The 16,365-nt window shown below is 71.7% G+C and carries 15 protein-coding genes; 6 read left to right on the forward strand and 9 right to left on the reverse strand.

The genetic code is table 11. From position 1 onward, the window contains the following. Positions 1–101: 101 nt before the first annotated feature. Positions 102–536: an acyl-CoA thioesterase gene (locus IH45_RS0117100; protein ID WP_030668289.1), complete on the forward strand. Its 435-nt coding sequence runs from the start codon at positions 102–104 to the stop codon at positions 534–536. A 44-nt stretch (positions 537–580) separates the two neighbouring features. Here IH45_RS0117100 and IH45_RS0117105 read toward each other — a convergent pair whose 3' ends face one another. The 4 genes from IH45_RS0117105 to IH45_RS0117120 all read right to left on the reverse strand — a co-directional run bounded on the left by IH45_RS0117105 (position 581) and on the right by IH45_RS0117120 (position 5,372). Next, entirely contained in the window at positions 581–1,912 is a 1,332-nt protein-coding gene (locus IH45_RS0117105; RefSeq protein WP_030668292.1) for a serine hydrolase domain-containing protein, read from the reverse strand. 240 nt (positions 1,913–2,152) lie between these two features. Further along, positions 2,153–3,430 (reverse strand): DUF2786 domain-containing protein, encoded by a 1,278-nt coding sequence (locus IH45_RS0117110; RefSeq protein ID WP_234440571.1) that lies wholly within the window; start codon positions 3,428–3,430, stop codon positions 2,153–2,155. Positions 3,431–3,503: 73 nt separating this feature from the next. Next, positions 3,504–4,748, reverse strand: coding sequence for a L,D-transpeptidase (locus tag IH45_RS0117115; protein WP_030668297.1), 1,245 nt, complete (start codon positions 4,746–4,748; stop codon positions 3,504–3,506). 243 nt (positions 4,749–4,991) lie between these two features. Continuing rightward, on the reverse strand, positions 4,992–5,372 hold the full coding sequence (locus tag IH45_RS0117120) for a hypothetical protein (RefSeq protein ID WP_030668299.1): 381 nt from the start codon (positions 5,370–5,372) through the stop codon (positions 4,992–4,994). A 115-nt stretch (positions 5,373–5,487) separates the two neighbouring features. On the opposite strand from IH45_RS0117120, the gene IH45_RS0117125 reads away from it, so the two are divergent. Continuing rightward, on the forward strand, positions 5,488–5,811 hold the full coding sequence (locus IH45_RS0117125; RefSeq protein ID WP_030668305.1) for a hypothetical protein: 324 nt from the start codon (positions 5,488–5,490) through the stop codon (positions 5,809–5,811). Between the two features lie 201 nt (positions 5,812–6,012). Here the strand turns inward: IH45_RS0117125 and hutH are convergent, their stop codons facing one another. From hutH to IH45_RS0117150, 5 genes are all read right to left on the reverse strand, one after another. Beyond that, on the reverse strand, positions 6,013–7,557 hold the full coding sequence (gene hutH, locus IH45_RS0117130) for a histidine ammonia-lyase (protein WP_030668308.1): 1,545 nt from the start codon (positions 7,555–7,557) through the stop codon (positions 6,013–6,015). Positions 7,558–7,674: 117 nt separating this feature from the next. Further along, a complete protein-coding gene (locus IH45_RS0117135) occupies positions 7,675–8,763 on the reverse strand; it encodes a GGDEF domain-containing protein (protein ID WP_050514925.1) in 1,089 nt (362 codons plus the stop codon). A gap of 222 nt (positions 8,764–8,985) precedes the next feature. Next, positions 8,986–9,780, reverse strand: coding sequence for an enoyl-CoA hydratase/isomerase family protein (locus IH45_RS0117140; RefSeq protein ID WP_030668315.1), 795 nt, complete (start codon positions 9,778–9,780; stop codon positions 8,986–8,988). Between the two features lie 186 nt (positions 9,781–9,966). Then, a complete protein-coding gene (locus IH45_RS0117145) occupies positions 9,967–11,238 on the reverse strand; it encodes an adenylate/guanylate cyclase domain-containing protein (RefSeq protein WP_030668317.1) in 1,272 nt (423 codons plus the stop codon). Between the two features lie 280 nt (positions 11,239–11,518). Beyond that, complete coding sequence (locus IH45_RS0117150; RefSeq protein WP_030668320.1) at positions 11,519–12,409, reverse strand: biotin--[acetyl-CoA-carboxylase] ligase; 891 nt, start codon at positions 12,407–12,409, stop codon at positions 11,519–11,521. 165 nt (positions 12,410–12,574) lie between these two features. Here IH45_RS0117150 and IH45_RS0117155 point away from each other — a divergent pair, with 165 nt between their 5' ends. The 4 genes from IH45_RS0117155 to IH45_RS0117170 all read left to right on the forward strand — a co-directional run bounded on the left by IH45_RS0117155 (position 12,575) and on the right by IH45_RS0117170 (position 16,324). Further along, positions 12,575–14,164, forward strand: coding sequence for an acyl-CoA carboxylase subunit beta (locus tag IH45_RS0117155; RefSeq protein ID WP_030668323.1), 1,590 nt, complete (start codon positions 12,575–12,577; stop codon positions 14,162–14,164). Positions 14,165–14,219: 55 nt separating this feature from the next. Beyond that, positions 14,220–14,435, forward strand: coding sequence for an acyl-CoA carboxylase subunit epsilon (locus tag IH45_RS0117160; RefSeq protein ID WP_030668326.1), 216 nt, complete (start codon positions 14,220–14,222; stop codon positions 14,433–14,435). 102 nt (positions 14,436–14,537) lie between these two features. Next, positions 14,538–14,669, forward strand: coding sequence for a morphogenic membrane protein MmpB (gene mmpB / locus IH45_RS1000000150630; RefSeq protein WP_267885136.1), 132 nt, complete (start codon positions 14,538–14,540; stop codon positions 14,667–14,669). Positions 14,670–14,854: 185 nt separating this feature from the next. Further along, the gene (locus IH45_RS0117170) at positions 14,855–16,324 is read left to right on the forward strand and encodes a peptidoglycan D,D-transpeptidase FtsI family protein (RefSeq protein WP_030668328.1); all 1,470 of its coding nucleotides are present in this window, start codon (positions 14,855–14,857) and stop codon (positions 16,322–16,324) included. The last annotated feature ends 41 nt before the right edge of the window (positions 16,325–16,365 follow it).

Here is a 16,365-nt window from a genome sequence, read left to right on the forward strand (position 1 = left end):
GCTTGTTGTTGTCACTGTGGCGGGGCAGAGGGCTGGAGGCGATCACCCGGGGGTAGGCCGGGACAGGCCGAAGGCCAGGGCAGAAGGGTGGAGGAGGGCGCGTGGGTGCGGGGCGTGAGGCATTTGCTGTGCGGGTGTCCGTGCGGGGGTACGAGACGGATTCTCAGGGGCACTTGAACGGGAGTGTGTATCTGCAGTACGCGGAGCATGCCCGGTGGTCGGTGTTGCAGGCGGCCGGGATACGGCAGGGTGATCTGCTGGCGAAGGGGGTCGGGCCGGTCACGCTGGAGACCACCGTCCGGTATCTGCGGGAGCTGCGGGCCGGGGATGAGGTCGAGGTGACCTGCGGCTTCGTGTGGGGTGAGGGCAAGACGTTCCGGATGGAGCAGGAGGTCCGGCGGGTTGATGACGGCAGCGTGGCGGCCCGGGTGACGGCGGTGGGCGGGTTGATGGACCTGGAAGCGCGCAAGCTGGTCGTCGATCCGGTGGAGTACTTCCGGGCGTTGGCGGGGGATGCAGGGGTGCTGGGGTTGTAGGGCGAAGGGGCGCGCGGACCGTTGCGGGGCCGCGCGCCCTTGGCTCAGTGCTGTGCCGCTGCTGCCGGTACTGCTGTTTCCATGGGGCTGAGGAGAGCGCCGGTGGCGCCGGCTCCCGCCGTGGCCTTGCCGCACAGCGCCTGGACGATGTGTGTGTTCAGAGCGGCGTCGACCGGGTGGGACTGTGACGGATCGGCGTCCAGCCGCTGGTATTTCATCAGGTTGATGCCCAGCGACACCTGGCGTCGGCCGTCCTGGCTCGTCAGCGCGTAGGTGCCGGCGCCGAACACTGCACCGCTGTGGCCCCAGAACCGGCCGCACGGCAGGTCCTGCGCGGCCAGCCCGAGTCCGTAGTAGCCCTGCACCCGGCCCGTGGCGTCCCGGACCGGGACGGTGGTCTGCATTTCCCGCAGTTCCGCGGGCGCCAGGAGCTTTCCGGTGAGCAGCGCGCGGTAGAACTGGTTCAGGTCGGCGGTGGTCGAGACCAGCGAGCCGAGGGCCCAGGCCCAGGACATGTCGTAGACGCTGTAGTCACGTGGCGGATCGATCCGGCCGTACAGGGACTCGTACATCTTCGCGTGCGGACCCTCGATGTACGGGGTGCGCGGGAAGTAGGTGTGGCGCAGTCCGGCCGCGCGGATGACGTGCCGCGTCAGGTACTTCTCCGCGTCCTGGCCGGTGACCTTGGTCAGGATCAGCCCGGCGAGCACGTAGTTGGTGTTGGAGTACACGTGCACGGCGCCGGGTTCCCCGGTCCGCGGTTCCGCCAGGCCGTACCGGACGAGTTCCAGGGGGCTGAAGTGGCGGAAACGGTTGTCGTCGATGCTCTGCGGGTCCAGTCGGCGCAGAGACGGGAAAGCTCCCGGTATGTAGTCGCCGATGCCGCTGGTGTGGTTGAGCAGCATCCGTACGGTGATCCGGCGGCCCAGGTCACCGGGGACGACGCCGGGGAGGTAGCGGGCGATCGGCGCGTCGAGTTCGATGCGGTCCCGCGCGACCTGCTGGAGGATGCCGACGGCGGCGAAGGTCTTGGTGATGCTGCCTATGCGGTGTTCCATCTGGGAACGGACCGGGCGTCCGGTGTCGATGTCGGCGACGCCGGCGGCTCCGCGCCATTCGTCCTTGCCGTCGCGTACGGCCGAGTAGACGCCGTACATGCCTGCCGAGTGGATCGCGGCGAGGGACCGGTCGAGGTCCTTGCGGTCGAGGCCCTTGGTGACCGGGTTGTGCGATGCGGGGGCGGGTGTCGCCGCGGACGCCGGGGCCGCCGCCGTGGCGGTCAGCGCGAGGGCGACTGCCACTGCGGCTCCCGCGGAGCGCCATCTGCCGCGGTGGCGGCCGAAGCGGCGGAGTGGGGCAGGTATGGGTAAGGGCATGGAGCCGGCCTCCTGTGGAGCGTCTGCGGGCCCGGTGTGCGGGCCGGGCGGAATCGGACACACGTGGCCAGGCCCGGACAACGGTCAGCCGCGGCCGTTGTCCGGCCGCGGCGAGTGCGGACCATGATTCTCGCGGGCGCGGCGGGGCCCGCCATCCTCCGTGAGCAGGAGCAAGATCCGGCCGATGCGGTACGGCTCGAACACGTCACCCGGCCGCGGCCGCCCAGGCGGGGTAAGGGCCTACGCCTCTCCCCGCCTCCCCAGCCGCGCCCGGTCCGCCGCCGCCCTGCCCTGCTCCCAGCCCGCCGCGTCGCGTACGCCGCGCATGCGGACGGCAGCGGTCTCGGGGAAGAGTTCGCCGGCGGTTTGCGCCACCGCGACCTCGCGGGCGGCCAGGACCGGGAGGAGGTCCGGGGTGCTGGTCGCGGCCTCGGTGGTTGCTTCCTTCGTGGCTGTCGTCAGGCGGGTGCGGATGCGGTCGGCGTAGGCGACGAGGAAGGTCTGGCGGAAGTCGCGGGTGCGGCGGGAGCGGCCGTGGCTGTGGTGGGCGTCGCCCGCGCGGTGCATGGCGGTGGTGGCCTGGAGGAGCAAGGAGGTGTAGAGCAGTTCGGCGGCCTCCAGGTCGGCTTTGAAGCCGATGAGCGTCGAGAAGCCCACGTCGCCGGACCAGACGGCCTGGCAGCGGTTGGCGGCGGCGACCGCGTCGAGCAGCAGCGCTTTCGCCTGCTCGTACGGGCCCTCGATGCCGATGCGGATGGCGGCGGGGGCGGCGGTCCGGCCGGAGCCGGACCCCGCGTCGGCCCCGGCGTGGTGGTCGAGCAGCGCCTCGTCGATGCTGTGCCGCGCCATCAGCTCCTGGGCCTTGGCCGACAGCGCCTCCGCCTCCTCCGGGTAGTCCGTCGCCTCGGCCTTGGCCAGCAGGCCGCGGATACGACCGAGGAGTCGCGGCTGGGTGGAGGTGCCGCCCCCGCGTACGGGCTGAGCGGTCGGGAGGGGGGTGATGCGGGGCAGGCGTGCCAGCACGCGCAGCGCCGCCAGTACGTCGTAGGTCGTCTCGAAGCGTGAACTGCGGCGGCGGCGTGTCAGGTCTTCCAGGTAGGCGGTCTCGGACGACCACCAGATCTCAGCTCCGAGGTCGCGCAGCTGGTCCGCCCAGCGGGGGCCCCGGGCCCGTTCCGCCGCCCGGCCCGCGCGCTGTGACTCGACGGCCATCGCATCCACGACGACTGCCGTACGCGGGCCGCCGCCCGTTTCCCTCCGTACGATCCGCTCCAGGTCGGCGGGCTGCCAGCCGCCCTGCCAGCAGCGGCGTACGGCGTCCTCCGCCGCCGCCAGCAGCGCGGCGCCGACGGCCTCCGGGCCCGCGGGGGCGGCCGCCAGCATCGAGGCACCGGCCTCCAGGGCGTCCTCGGCGGGCGGCCCGTCCTCGGCGTACCGGACGCTGCCGAGCACCGTGCCGACCAGTTCGCGGGCCGCGGCCCGGTCCTGCTGCCGCTGTCCGTCCTTGCGCTTGCTCACATGGTCACGATACGGAGGGCGGGCCCCCGCCTAGGCACCGGCGGGGGCCCGCCCTTAAGAGGTCAGGGGTGCGCTACTTCACTGCGCTGCCCGCGACCCACTCGTTCCAGTCCATGTTCCAGCCGTTGAGGCCGTTGTCCGGCTTGATCGTCTTGTCGGGGGAGTTGACCATGTGGACAACGTCGCCGACCAGCGAGTTCTGGTAGAACCAGGCGCCGTCCGTGCCCGGGTCGCCGGCGCCCTTGACGTCCTCCAGGCCGATGCAGCCGTGGCTGGTGTTGGCGTTGCCGAAGATGCCCTTGCCCCAGTAGTTGCCGTGCAGGAACGTGCCGGAGCTGGACAGGCGCATGGCGTGCGGCACGTCGGGGATGTCGTACTCGCCCTTGCCGTCGTTGTTCGTGAAGCCGACCGTGGAGCCGTCCATGCGGGTCTGCTGGTACTTCTCCGAGACGACCATCTTGCCGTTGTACGTCGGGTGGTCCGTGCTGCCCGCGGAGATCGGGATCGTACGGATGGTCCTGCCGTCCCGTACCACCGTCATCCGATGCGTCTTGGCATCGACGGTGCTGATCTGGGAACGGCCGATCTGGAAGCTGAACTTCTTGTTCTGGACGCCCTTGACGCCGGGCGCGGCCTCGACGCCGTCCAGCTTCAGGTCCACGCTGACCTTGGAATTCGGCTTCCAGTAGTCCTTCGGACGGAAGTCCAGGCGCTGGTCGCCGAACCAGTGGCCGACGATCTCCTGGTTGCTGCTGGACGCCACCTTGATCGCGGACTGGACGTCCTTCTTGTTCTTCACCGGCTTGTCGAAGTTGACCGACACCGGCATGCCGACGCCGACGGTCGAGCCGTCCTCCGGCGTGTAGTTCCCTATGAAGCTGTTCTTCGGGGAGACCGTGGTGAAGGTCGAGTGCTCCACCGCCTTGCGGCCCTCGGAGTCGGCGGCTTGGGCGGTGATCGTGTACTTGGTCGACCGCTCCAGCTGCTTCTTCGGCTTCCAGGAGGAGCCGTCGGCGGCGAGCGTGCCCTCGACGGGCTTCTTGTCCTCGCCCGCGGTCATCCGGACGTCGGTCAGCTTGCCGCTGGTGACGCTGACCTTGGCGTCGCTGTTGATGCCCGCGTCGGCCGCACCGTTCGCCGGCGATATCTTGATCTTGGCTTCGGAGGCGTCCTTCGCCGCCGCCTCGTCGACCTTCTTCGTGTTGTCGTGGCCGCCATCGTCACCGCCGTCGCCACCACCGCACGCTCCGAGGGTCAGCACACCCCCGAGCAGCGCGGCAGTGGCTATCAGGCCCTTGCGACGCTTGCTGTCCGTCATCACACGACTCTCCATTGCCTTGCTGCCGAACCCGGAAACCCCCGAGCCGGGCGTCGCACCGCAGACTGCCGGGCGACACCTCAGGAACGTCTGTTCCGTTTCGTCCGTTCCATACGTAGGACAGCTGTGGCAAATGCCACGCAACCCCCGGACGGGGCGGGACGTCGTCCGGGGGCGCGCGGCAGGAGTGCGCGGCGGGATGGGCGCCGCCGGTGGCGAAGAGCCCCGGCGTGCGCGTCCCGCTCAGAAGCGGACCCGCACCCCGTCCGCGGTCTCCGCGCCCTCCGGCTCGTCGTCCTCCGGATAGTCCTCGTCCTCCGCGTCGTCGCCGAGGACCCACTCCGCGTCCGCGTCGTAGTCGATCTCCTCACTGCTCCACGACGCCTGGGTCAGCTCCACCCCGGGCACGTCCTCGACCAGGTCGAAGGGGTCCACGAGGTACGCCAGGGCCTCCGCCGGATCGCCCTGTACCGTCTCCCGCGCATGCCCGCGCTCCTCGGCGGGCAGGGACGGGTCGGCGTTGATGTGGTCGAGTGCGGCGCCGGTCAGCCGGTCCGAGTCCGTGACCTCCATGACCAGTTCGACATGGAGCCGGACAAACCGTGATGTCTCGTCATTGCTCATGTCTGGGAGCGTAAGCACCAGCCGGTCCTGACTTCCCCACGACCCGCGGCTGTCACTAACATCTGTTGTCAACGGTCAATTTGCCGAGCCCACAAGGGGGATCGTTTCCGTGCCCGTGACCGCACGTCGACCACTGCTGACCGCCGCAGCCGCGGGATCGGTACTGCTCGCCCTGTGGTTCGTCCCGTCCGCGAACGCCACCGTCGAACACGGCGAACGGACGACGCACACCCCCCGCCCGGCCCAGCAGGACCCGGCCATCCAGCCGCAGTCCGCCGGCCAGGCGCAGCAGGGTCCGGAACAGCGGCCGGATGATCTGCTCGCGGACACCGGCGCCTTCGACACCACGCCGTACGCCATCGGCGGCGCAGCCTTCCTCGGCATCGGCGCCGGCCTGGTCGGCTTCTCCGTCCGCCGTACGCGCGGCAGCGAGGTCTGAGCGGGGCCCGAGCGGAGACCGATCGGGGCCCGAGCGGAGCCCAGGGGCGTTCGCGCAGCTCAGGCTGCGATGAGCCCGGCAAAGAGACTTGACGAAGAGACATGGCTAAGAAGCGCCGGACCCGGGAAGTGCCGGACCACGCGCGGTTAGCGCGGGAGGCGCCGGACCGCGCGCGGACCGAACCGCGCGCGGCTCCGCCCCTCAGGCCAGCTCGCCGGTGACCTGCTCCACCGTCTCCACCAGCCGGCCGCTGCGCACGAAGTCGTACGCCGCCTCCAGGTCCGGTGCGAGGAAACGGTCCTCCCCCGGGCCCTGGACGCCCGCGGCGCGCACGGCGTCCAGCACCGCGCGGGTGGCGGGTGCCGGGGTCAGGCCGTCGCGCATCTCCACCGCCCGGGTCGCCGCGTACAGCTCGACGGCGAGCACCCGGGTCAGGTTGTCCACGGCCGTACGCAGCTTGCGCGCCGCCGACCAGCCCATGGAGACGTGGTCCTCCTGCATGGCGGAGGAAGGGATGGAGTCCACCGAAGCGGGCGCGGCCAGCCGCTTCAGCTCGCTGACCAGTGCGGCCTGCGTGTACTGAGCGATCATCAGGCCGGAGTCGACGCCCGGGTCGGCGGCCAGGAACGCGGGCAGGCCGTGCGAACGGTTCTTGTCCAGCAGGCGGTCCGTACGGCGCTCGGCGATCGAGCCGAGGTCGGCCGTGGCGACGGCGAGGAAGTCCAGGACGTAGGCGACCGGCGCGCCGTGGAAGTTGCCGTTCGACTCGACCCGGCCGTCCGCCAGGACCACCGGGTTGTCGACGGCGGCGGCCAGCTCGCGGCTCGCGACCAGGCGGGCGTGGTCCAGGGTGTCCCGGCCCGCGCCCGCGACCTGCGGGGCGCAGCGCACGGAGTACGCGTCCTGGACGCGCGGCGCGTCGTCCTGGTGGTGGCCGGTGAGTCCCGAACCGGCCAGCACCTTCAGCATGTTGGCGGCCGAGGCAGCCTGCCCGGGGTGCGGGCGGATGGCGTGCAGCTCGGGCGCGAGCACCTTGTCCGTACCGAGCAGCGCCTCCAGGGAGAGCGCCGCGGTGATGTCGGCGGTGGTGAACAGCCGGGCCAGGTCGGCACAGGCCATGATCAGCATGCCGAGCATGCCGTCGGTGCCGTTCAGGAGGGCCAGGCCCTCCTTCTCGCGCAGCTCGACCGGCGCGATGCCGTGTTCGGCGAGCAGCTCGCCGGCCGGCCGTACGACGCCGTCCGGGCCCTCCGCCTCGCCCTCGCCCATCAGCGTCAGCGCGCAGTGCGACAGCGGCGCGAGGTCGCCGGAGCAGCCGAGCGAGCCGTACTCGTGGACGACCGGGGTGATCCCGGCGTTGAGGATCTCGGCCATGGTGGCGACGACCAGCGGCCGCACGCCGGTGTGTCCGGAGGCCAGGGTCTTCAGGCGCAGGAACATCAGCGCGCGCACCACCTCGCGCTCCACCCGCGGCCCCATGCCGGCGGCGTGCGAGCGCACGATGTTGCGCTGGAGCTGGGCCCGCAGGTCCGGGCTGATGTGGCGGACGGCCAGGGCGCCGAAGCCCGTGGAGACGCCGTAGACCGGGTCCGGTTTGGCGGCGAGGTCGTCGATGACCGCGCGGGCGGCGGCGACCGCGGCCGTGGCCTCCTCGGACAGCTCGATACGGGCGGCGCCGCGGGCGACGGCGATGACGTCCTCTGCGGTCGTGCCGGACGTCCCCAGCATCACAGTGTGCATATCCATATTCAGGCACCCTAGAAGCTGAATCCCTGGATGTCACCACTGGATTCGCAGCGGCCCCGGCCATGGCCGCCGCCCGACCCCGTCACCGGCCGGCTCTCCGGCCACCGTACGGGCATCTCACCGCCGGAACCGGCGCCGTTCCGTCGTCGAGGCGCGCTCCGGGGCGTCCGCCAGGCGTACCACCGGGTCGTCCGTTCCGCCGTCCCGGCCCGCCACGACCGGGCCGCGCGATCCGGCGCCCTTCGCCCGGTACTGGGCGGCGTCGGCCAGCCGGAACAGGCGCCGGGCGGAGCGCACCGGGCCGATCGGGTCGCCGGTCGAGGCGACGCCGACCGCGACCCCCTCGCCCAGCTCCAGCTCCGCGGCCCGGTCGCACAGCTCGGCGGCCACCTTGGCCACCTCGTCGGCCGACGGACCCACCGTGAGCAGGCAGAACTCGTCACCGCCGAGCCGGGCCGCGAGGGCGCCCGGCAGTATGGCGCCGCACAGGGAGAGCACCGAACCGAAACGTTCCAGCAGCCGGTCGCCGACGGCGTGCCCGCACGAGTCGTTGACCCGCTTGAGCCCGTTCAGATCGCACACCACCAGGCTCACCACCGCACCGTCCCGGCGGTGCCGCTCCAGCGCCTCGTCGAGCCGCATGTCCACCGCGCGACGGTTGGCGAGGCCGGTCAGGGAGTCCGTGAACGCCAGCCGGCGCGCCTCCGCCAGCCGCTCCGTCTGCGCGATCCCGGCGGCCGCCACCGCCGCCAGTACGGTGGCGAAATCCGCGTCCGCCCGCGTGAAGACCGGCTCCCCGGCCGAGCGGGCCACGTACAGCTCGCCCCACGCGCGCCCGTGCAGCACGATCGGCGCGACCACGCAGCAGCCCCGGCCGCGGCGGCGCAGCGCGGCCACCCGCTGGTGGTTGTACGGGCCCTCCCGCACCAGGCCCTCGGCGGTCTCGACCCACGCGTCGGGCCGGCCGCCCCCGGCCCACCGCTCGTGCAGGAAGCCGACGATCTCCGGGAACTCGTGCACCGGGTACGCCTCGCCGCGGGGGAACTCCTCCTCGCCCTCGGCCAGTTCACCGACGTTGACCAGCACCTTGAGCCGGCCCAGCTCGCGCTCCCAGGCCGAGATCGCCGCGAAGGAGCCCCCCAGGGCCGCCCGCACCCCCTCCGCGGCGGCGCGCACCGATTCGCGGGGGGTGTACGCGGCGGCCATCGCCTGTGCCAGCGCCACCACGGCCCGGAGCCTGTCGTCACCCTCGTCCGTCACCGCACCTCACATTCCGTCACCGCGCGCGCTTCGTATCACTACAGCGTAGGAATGTTCGGGGCCGTTCGCCTTTTCCGGATGGACACGCTGCGTCACACGGCCGTCGGGCGGGCCGGGCCGCGGGGGGCGAGGCCGGGCCCGGCCGTCACGCGAGGCCGGTGGCGGGCCTCACTCCCCCGGCCACTCCGGACGCCGCTTCTCGTTGAAGGCGGCCACGCCCTCGGCCCGGTCGCCCGAGAACGCCACGCTGCGCCACGCGCCGTCCTCCAGGTCCAGGCCGGTCCGCAGGTCCAGGCCGTGCCCCAGGCGCAGGGCGCGCTTGGCGGCGCGGAGGCCGACCGGGGAGTTCCCGGCGATGCGCCCGGCCAGGGCCAGGGCCTCTTCGGTGTCCTTGCCCTCGTCGACCAGCTGGTCCACGAGGCCCAGGTCGCGGGCCTCGGCCGCCTCCACCCGCCGCGCCGTGAAGATCAGCTCCGCCGCGCGGGCCGCGCCGACGCGCCGCGGCAGCAGCTGCGTACCGCCGCCGCCCGGGATCACGCCCACCGACACCTCCGGCAGGCCGACCACGGCCGTACGGTCCGCCACGATCAGGTCGCAGGCGAGCGCCAGCTCGTAACCGCCGCCGAGCGCGAAGCCGTGGACGGCGGCGATGGTGGGCATCGGCAGCTCCAGTACGCCGGTGTAGGCGGCCCGGGCGCGCGGGCGCTGCCGCATCAGGTCGGCGTCGCTGAAGGAGTTGCGCTCCTTGAGGTCGGCACCCACGCAGAACGCGCGCTCGTGGGTGGAGGTCAGCACGGTGACGCGGACGTCGCGGTCGGCCGCGAGGGCGTCGCAGGCGGCGGTGACGGCGTCCGCCATGGCCGTGGACACCGCGTTCATCGCCTTGGGCCGGTCGAGCCGCAGCTCGGCGACGTGGCCGTGGCGGTGTACGCCGACGAACTCCCCGAAGCGTTGCGTGTCCATGCAGCACCCTCCCTGGTCAACGGTGGCTCGTTAACGATCGTTCGCCACTCTAGCCAGGGGGTGCCGCGGCGGGAACGGCACGGATCATGCACTCCGGAGGTTCAGGCAGCCCGGAAGTGCCGACAGGCCGGAGGTTCCGGCAGGCCGGAAGTGCCGACAGGCCGGAAGCGCCGACAGGCCGGAAGTTCAGGTACGCCGGTTCAGCAGCCACGGCTCCACGACGCCCAGGCCGCGCACCGGCCGCTGCCACATCGGCTGGAGCGCGAAGCGGTACTCGGGCAGCGGCCCGTCGCCGCTCTCTGCGGCCTCGGCGGCGGCCTTCGCGTCGGCCTCGGAGACCGGCGCCTCGCCCATCCGCCCCAGCTCCTCCGCGAACGCCTCGTCCACCAGCACCGTGTCCTTCGGCGCTATCGACGTGAGCCGGCTGGCCAGGTTCACGGTCGTACCGAAGACGTCGCCCATCCGCGTCGTGACCGTGCCGAACGCGATGCCGACGCGCAGCTCCGGCATCGTCTCGTCGTTGGCCATGGTCTCGATGAGGCGCAGGCCGATCTCGGCCGCGGTGCCCGCGTCGTCGGCCGCGAACAGGACCTCGTCGCCGAGCGTCTTGATGAGCCGGCCGCCGTGCGCGGCGACCAGGTCGGCGGCGGTGGTCTCGAACGCCTCGACCAGTTCGCCCAGTTCCTCCTCCTCCAGGCGGCGGGTCAGCCGCGTGAAGCCGACGAGGTCGGCGAAGCCCACCGCGAGCCGCCGGTCGACCATCTCCGCGTCGTCCTGGGCCTGCACGACGCGGCCGGTCGCGGCGGCGAGCTGGCGGCGCCAGACGTAGACCAGGAACTCCTCCAGCTCGGGCAGGAGCAGTTCGACGAGCGGATACGTGATCTCCGTACGGGTCAGGCCGGAGTCCTGGGGCTCGGTCAGGCCCTCCAGGAACGAGTCGATCTGCCAGTCGGCGAGCCGGGCCGTGGTCTGTCCGGTGGAGCGGGCCACCTGGACGGCCATGGCCTCGCTGAGCAGACCGGCCTCCACCAGGCCCGCCAGCCGCCGCAGCGCCAGCACATCGGCCTCGGTCAGTGCCTTGACCTGGCCGATGTCGGCGAAGCCCATGGCGCGCCAGAAGCGGGAGGCCAGCTCCATGGAGACGCCGGCGCTGCGGGCGGCCTGGAAGGGGGTGTAGCGGCGGTCGGCGCCGAGGATGAGCTGTTCCAGGCGGATGGCGATGGTGTCGTCGTCACCGTCGTCACCCGCGTCACCGGCGCCGTCGGCCCGCGCCACGCCGTTCACCGCGCCGTCCGCGGCCGCGGCGCCCGCCGTACGGCCGCCGGTACGCGTGGCGGCGCCGTCGGCGGACGCGCCGCCGTCCGTCCGCGCCGGATCCCCCTCACTGCGAGCAGCCCCCGTCTCACGAGGAGCGATGTCCGCTTCGCGCGGGCCGGCGCCCGAGTCGTCGGCGGTCACCGCTCGCTCCCTGTCCGTTCCCTGCGCACTGCCCTTCCGATCACTGCTCGCTCGTCGTCCGCTGCACGGCGGACCGCCTCAACGATACGGCAGGTGTGCTCTGGCTCACTCTCCCACCTCGTCGCTTTCGCCCCCAACGGCACATAAGTGCGATTGCTCCCGAGGTTTCTTGACCAGGATCTGATCGTTCTTGACCGCTATACGGACGCATGCGTGGACACAGGCCCGGTCAGCCCCGCCAGCCGGTCCCCGTCGGCCCCCTCCCTGCCACCCCGCTCCGCTAGTCCTGCCCCGCCGGCCGCAGGTGCACGATGTCGCCCGCGTCGACCGGACGCTGCATCCCCTCCTCCGTCGCGAGCACCAGCCGCCCGTCCCCGTCGATGGCCACCGCCTCACCGCGCAGCTCCCGGTCACCGGGCAGCTGGGCCCGTACGGTCCGGCCGAGCGTGGCGCACCCGGCGGCGTACGCGTCCTGGAGGCGGCAGGCCGCCGCGTCGCCGTCCGCCGCGGTCCACTGCCCGTACCAGTCCTCGACCGACCGCAGCACCGCCCGCAGCACCGGGTCGCGGTCGGTGACCTTGGCGCCGGCCAGGGTCAGCGAACCGGCGCCGGGTACGGGCAGCTCCTCGGCGCGCAGCGTGACGTTGAGGCCGATGCCGATCACCACGCCGTCCCCGGCGCGCTCGGCGAGGATGCCGCCGGCCTTGCGTTCCTCGTCGCCGACCGTGACCAGCAGGTCGTTGGGCCACTTCAGGGCGGTGTCCACGCCGGCGGTACGGGCCACCGCGCTGGCGGTCGCCACCCCGGCGAGCAGGGGCAGCCAGCCCCAGCGCTCCACGGGCACCTTGGGTGTCAGGTAGAAGGAGAAGTAGAGGCCCGAGCGCGGCGGCGCGGACCACCGCCGGTCCAGCCGCCCGCGCGCGGCGGACTGCTCCTCGGCGACGAGGACCGCCCCTTCCGGCAGTCCGGCCGCGGCCCGCGCGATGAGGTCGGTGTTGGTCGAGCCGGTCGCGGGCACGACGTCGACATCGGTCCACAGCGAGCCGGGCCGCAGCAGGGCACGCCGCAGCGCCGTCCGGTTCAGCGGTGGCCGCTCCAGGTCGGACCAGCGCCCTCCGGCGCCGGCCCCCGAGTGGTCTTTGTCCTGGTTTTCCGGTGGTTGAGGCGTCATGGCCCCAGCCTAGGTGTGGTCAACGACGCAGTGCCGCTGAGCAGTCCCGCCGATACGCTACGAATCGGTAGCCCATCCCGTTCAACCCCCGTACCACCTCCCGTACCCCCCTCCGTATCACCCCCGTACGAGCACCAGTCCAGGACGAGCAGGAGCCGCATCCCGATGTCCGAGCCGGAAGCACACATCACCACGACCGCGGGCAAGCTGGCCGATCTTCAGCGCAGGATCGAGGAGGCCACCCACGCCGGGTCCGCGCGGGCCGTGGAAAAGCAGCACGCGAAGGGCAAGCTGACGGCGCGTGAGCGCGTGGAGCTGCTGCTCGACGAGGGCTCGTTCGTCGAGCTGGACGAGTTCGCGCGGCACCGCTCGACCAACTTCGGCCTGGAGAAGAACCGGCCGTACGGCGATGGTGTGGTGACCGGCTACGGCACCGTCGACGGCCGTACGGTCTGCGTCTACTCGCAGGACTTCACCATCTTCGGCGGTTCGCTGGGCGAGGTCTACGGCGAGAAGATCGTCAAGGTGATGGACTTCGCCCTGAAGAACGGCTGTCCGGTCGTCGGCATCAACGACGGCGGCGGCGCCCGCATCCAGGAGGGCGTGGCGGCGCTCGGCCTGTTCGCGGAGATCTTCCGCCGCAATGTGCACGCCTCCGGCGTGATCCCGCAGATCTCGCTGATCGTCGGCCCGTGCGCGGGCGGCGCGGTCTACTCCCCCGCCATCACCGACTTCACGGTCATGGTCGACCAGACCTCGCACATGTTCATCACCGGGCCCGACGTCATCAAGACCGTCACCGGCGAGGACGTGGGCTTCGAGGAGCTGGGCGGCGCCCGGACGCACAACACCACCTCGGGCGTCGCGCACCACATGGCGGGCGACGAGAAGGACGCCATCGAGTACGTCAAGGCGCTGCTGTCCTACCTGCCGTCCAACAACCTCTCCGAGCCGCCCGCCTTCCCCGAGGAGGCGGACCTGGAGACCTCGGAGTACGACCGCGAGCTGGACACGCTGATCCCGGACTCGGCGAACCAGCCGTACGACATGCACACCGCCATCGAGCACGTCCTCGACGACGGCGAGTTCCTGGAGACGCAGGCGCTCTTCGCGCCCAACATGCTCACCGGCTTCGGCCGGGTGGAGGGCCACGCGGTCGGCATCGTCGCCAACCAGCCGATGCAGTACGCGGGCACGCTGGACATCAACGCGAGCGAGAAGGCCGCGCGGTTCGTGCGCACCTGCGACGCGTTCAACGTCCCGGTGCTGACGTTCGTGGACGTACCGGGCTTCCTGCCGGGTACGGACCAGGAATGGGACGGCATCATCCGGCGCGGCGCCAAGCTGATCTACGCGTACGCGGAGGCGACGGTACCGCTGATCACCGTCATCACCCGCAAGGCGTTCGGCGGCGCGTACGACGTCATGGGCTCCAAGCACCTCGGCGCGGACCTGAACCTGGCCTGGCCGACCGCGCAGATCGCGGTGATGGGCGCGCAGGGCGCGGTCAACATCCTGCACCGCCGCACCCTCGCCGCGATCGAGGACCCGGCCGCGCAGGACGCCCGCCGCCAGGAGCTGATCCAGGAGTACGAGGACGCGCTGCTCAACCCGTACGTGGCGGCCGAGCGCGGCTACGTGGACGCGGTGATCATGCCGTCGGAGACCCGCCGGCACATCGTGCGCGGGCTGCGCACGCTGCGCAACAAGCGCGAGTCGCTGCCCCCGAAGAAGCACGGCAACATCCCGCTGTAGGACCGCCCGTGCCCGCCGCAGCCCGCCGTTCGCAACCCCGCCAGGAGGTCTGACCATGATCAAGGTCGTCCGGGGCAACCCCACACCCGAGGAGCTGGCCGCCGCACTGGCGGTGGTTCGCACCCGCGCGGCGGCCGCCGCTGCCGCCTCCGCCGCCGCGCCCGGCACGGAGCGTACGGACGAATGGGCCGACCCGGCGTCCAGGATTCCGCGCCGGCTGCTGCCGCACCCGGGGCCGCGGGCGTGGCGCACGAGCTACTGGCCGCGCTGAGGCCACCCGTAGCCCCCGTATCCGGGCGGCGCTCCAGATACCCGTCGGCGCTTGAGTACGCGTACTCAGGCGCCGTCGGCGTTCCCGGCGCAGGATCGAAGGATGCTGTGGTCCGATCCGCCCGATGAGCCTCCCGAGGAGCTGCGCCAGGTACAGGCGATGCTCCGCCGGATGGGCATCGTGCTGGCCGTGGCCGCGGTGGTGCTGATGGTCATGCTGGTCGGCGGAACCTGAGGCGCCGCCGGCGCACCCGTACGCCGGGCGCCACCGGGAAATCGGACGAAGAGGACCAGCTCACACACCCCGCCTGCAACCACCACCCCCGTTTGGGACATCCTTTACCCCTGAGGCCGCAATTCGGGCGCCAGTACGGCCGGTCCGCGCGGCGACGGGCCGTACGGCATGGGGAGTGGAGAGCGATGAACAGGCCGCTGAGACACATAGCCGTCTTCTGCGGAGTGCTGGTGCTGGCGCTGCTGGTGCGCGCCACCTGGGTGCAGTTCGTCCAGGCGGACTCGCTGGCGAACGACGAGAACAACCGCCGGGTGAAGATCGAGGCGTTCTCCTATCCGCGCGGCAACATCATCGTCGGCGGCAAGCCGATCACCGGGTCCGTCGAGACGGCCGGCGACTTCAAGTACAAGCGGGTCTACAAGGACGGCCCGATGTACGCGCCGATCACCGGCTACGCCTCGCAGTCCCAGGGCACCACGTTCCTGGAGGGCGTCTACAAGGACATCCTCAGCGGCAAGGACGACCGGCTCTTCCTCAAGCGCGCCAAGGACGTGCTGACGGGTGAGAAGCCGCGCGGCGGCGACGTGCTGACGACGATCAACGAGAAGGCGCAGCGGGTCGCGTACAAGAGCCTGACCGACCTCGACGCCAAGGGCGCGGTGGTCGCGCTGGAGCCGGGCACCGGCAAGATCCTGGCGATGGCGAGCACGCCGTCCTACGACCCGTCGGTCTTCGCGGGCAGTTCCTTCAAGGAGGGCGACAAGTACACGTCTCTCATCAAGGACAAGGCCAAGCCGATGAACAACCGGGCGTCCCTGGAGATCTACCCGCCCGGCTCCACGTTCAAGATCCTCACCGCCGCCGCGGCCCTGGAGCACGGCGTGGTCCCGGACATCGACACCCCGGTGCAGGCCCCCGTCCCGTACACCCTGCCCCAGACGACCACCAAGGTCGGCAACGACATCACCACCGCGCCGTGCGCGAACGCCTCCCTCAAGGTCGGCATGCAGTGGTCCTGCAACAACACCTACCTGGAGGCGGCGAACCGGCTCGGCACGGACAAGATGCGCGAGACGGCGGAGAAGTTCGGCTTCAACCAGAAGATCTTCACCCCGGTGCGCACCGCCACCAGCGGCTACCCGAAGAAGCTGGACAAGCCGCAGACCGCGCTGACCGGCATGGGCCAGGGCAGCCTGACCGCCACCCCGCTCCAGATGGCCATGGTCGTCGCCGGGCTCGCCAACAACGGCAAGGTCATGCAGCCGTACCTGGTCGAGGAGACGCGCGGCCCGGACCTGTCGACGATCGAGACGTTCAAGCCCAAGGAGCTGAACCAGGCCGTCTCCGAGAGCACCGCGAAGAAGGTGCAGGAGATGATGGAGAACACCGCGGAGAACGGCACCGCGAAGAAGGCGCTGATCGACGGCGTCAAGGTCGGCGCCAAGACCGGTACCGCCCAGCACGGCGCGGACGTCCGCGACGAGCGCCCGTACGCCTGGTTCGTCTCGTACGCCAAGCAGGGCAACGGCTCGCCGGTCGCGGTCGCGGTGTTCGTCGACCCGTCGGACATGGACATCCCGCGCAAGGAGATCGCGGGCGGCAAGCTGGGCGGCCCGATCGCGAAGAAGGTCATGGAGGCCGTGCTCGGCAAGTGAGCGGGCGGCCCCAGGGCCGACTGGGACAACGGAGCGGGGCG

Source organism: Streptomyces rimosus subsp. rimosus, from assembly GCF_000720725.1.
Classification (GTDB): Bacteria; Actinomycetota; Actinomycetes; order Streptomycetales; family Streptomycetaceae; genus Streptomyces; species Streptomyces rimosus_A.

Coding starts and splice junctions, on each gene's coding strand:
- IH45_RS0117135 (WP_050514925.1), bottom strand. CDS start 8,763: ATGGCCGCCGCGTACACCCCCCGCGAATCGGTGCGCGCCGCCGCGGAG.
- IH45_RS0117155 (WP_030668323.1), top strand. CDS start 12,575: ATGTCCGAGCCGGAAGCACACATCACCACGACCGCGGGCAAGCTGGCC.
- IH45_RS0117150 (WP_030668320.1), bottom strand. CDS start 12,409: ATGACGCCTCAACCACCGGAAAACCAGGACAAAGACCACTCGGGGGCC.
- hutH (WP_030668308.1), bottom strand. CDS start 7,557: ATGGATATGCACACTGTGATGCTGGGGACGTCCGGCACGACCGCAGAG.
- mmpB (WP_267885136.1), top strand. CDS start 14,538: ATGCTGTGGTCCGATCCGCCCGATGAGCCTCCCGAGGAGCTGCGCCAG.
- IH45_RS0117120 (WP_030668299.1), bottom strand. CDS start 5,372: ATGAGCAATGACGAGACATCACGGTTTGTCCGGCTCCATGTCGAACTG.
- IH45_RS0117115 (WP_030668297.1), bottom strand. CDS start 4,748: ATGACGGACAGCAAGCGTCGCAAGGGCCTGATAGCCACTGCCGCGCTG.
- IH45_RS0117170 (WP_030668328.1), top strand. CDS start 14,855: ATGAACAGGCCGCTGAGACACATAGCCGTCTTCTGCGGAGTGCTGGTG.
- IH45_RS0117140 (WP_030668315.1), bottom strand. CDS start 9,780: ATGGACACGCAACGCTTCGGGGAGTTCGTCGGCGTACACCGCCACGGC.
- IH45_RS0117160 (WP_030668326.1), top strand. CDS start 14,220: ATGATCAAGGTCGTCCGGGGCAACCCCACACCCGAGGAGCTGGCCGCC.
- IH45_RS0117105 (WP_030668292.1), bottom strand. CDS start 1,912: ATGCCCTTACCCATACCTGCCCCACTCCGCCGCTTCGGCCGCCACCGC.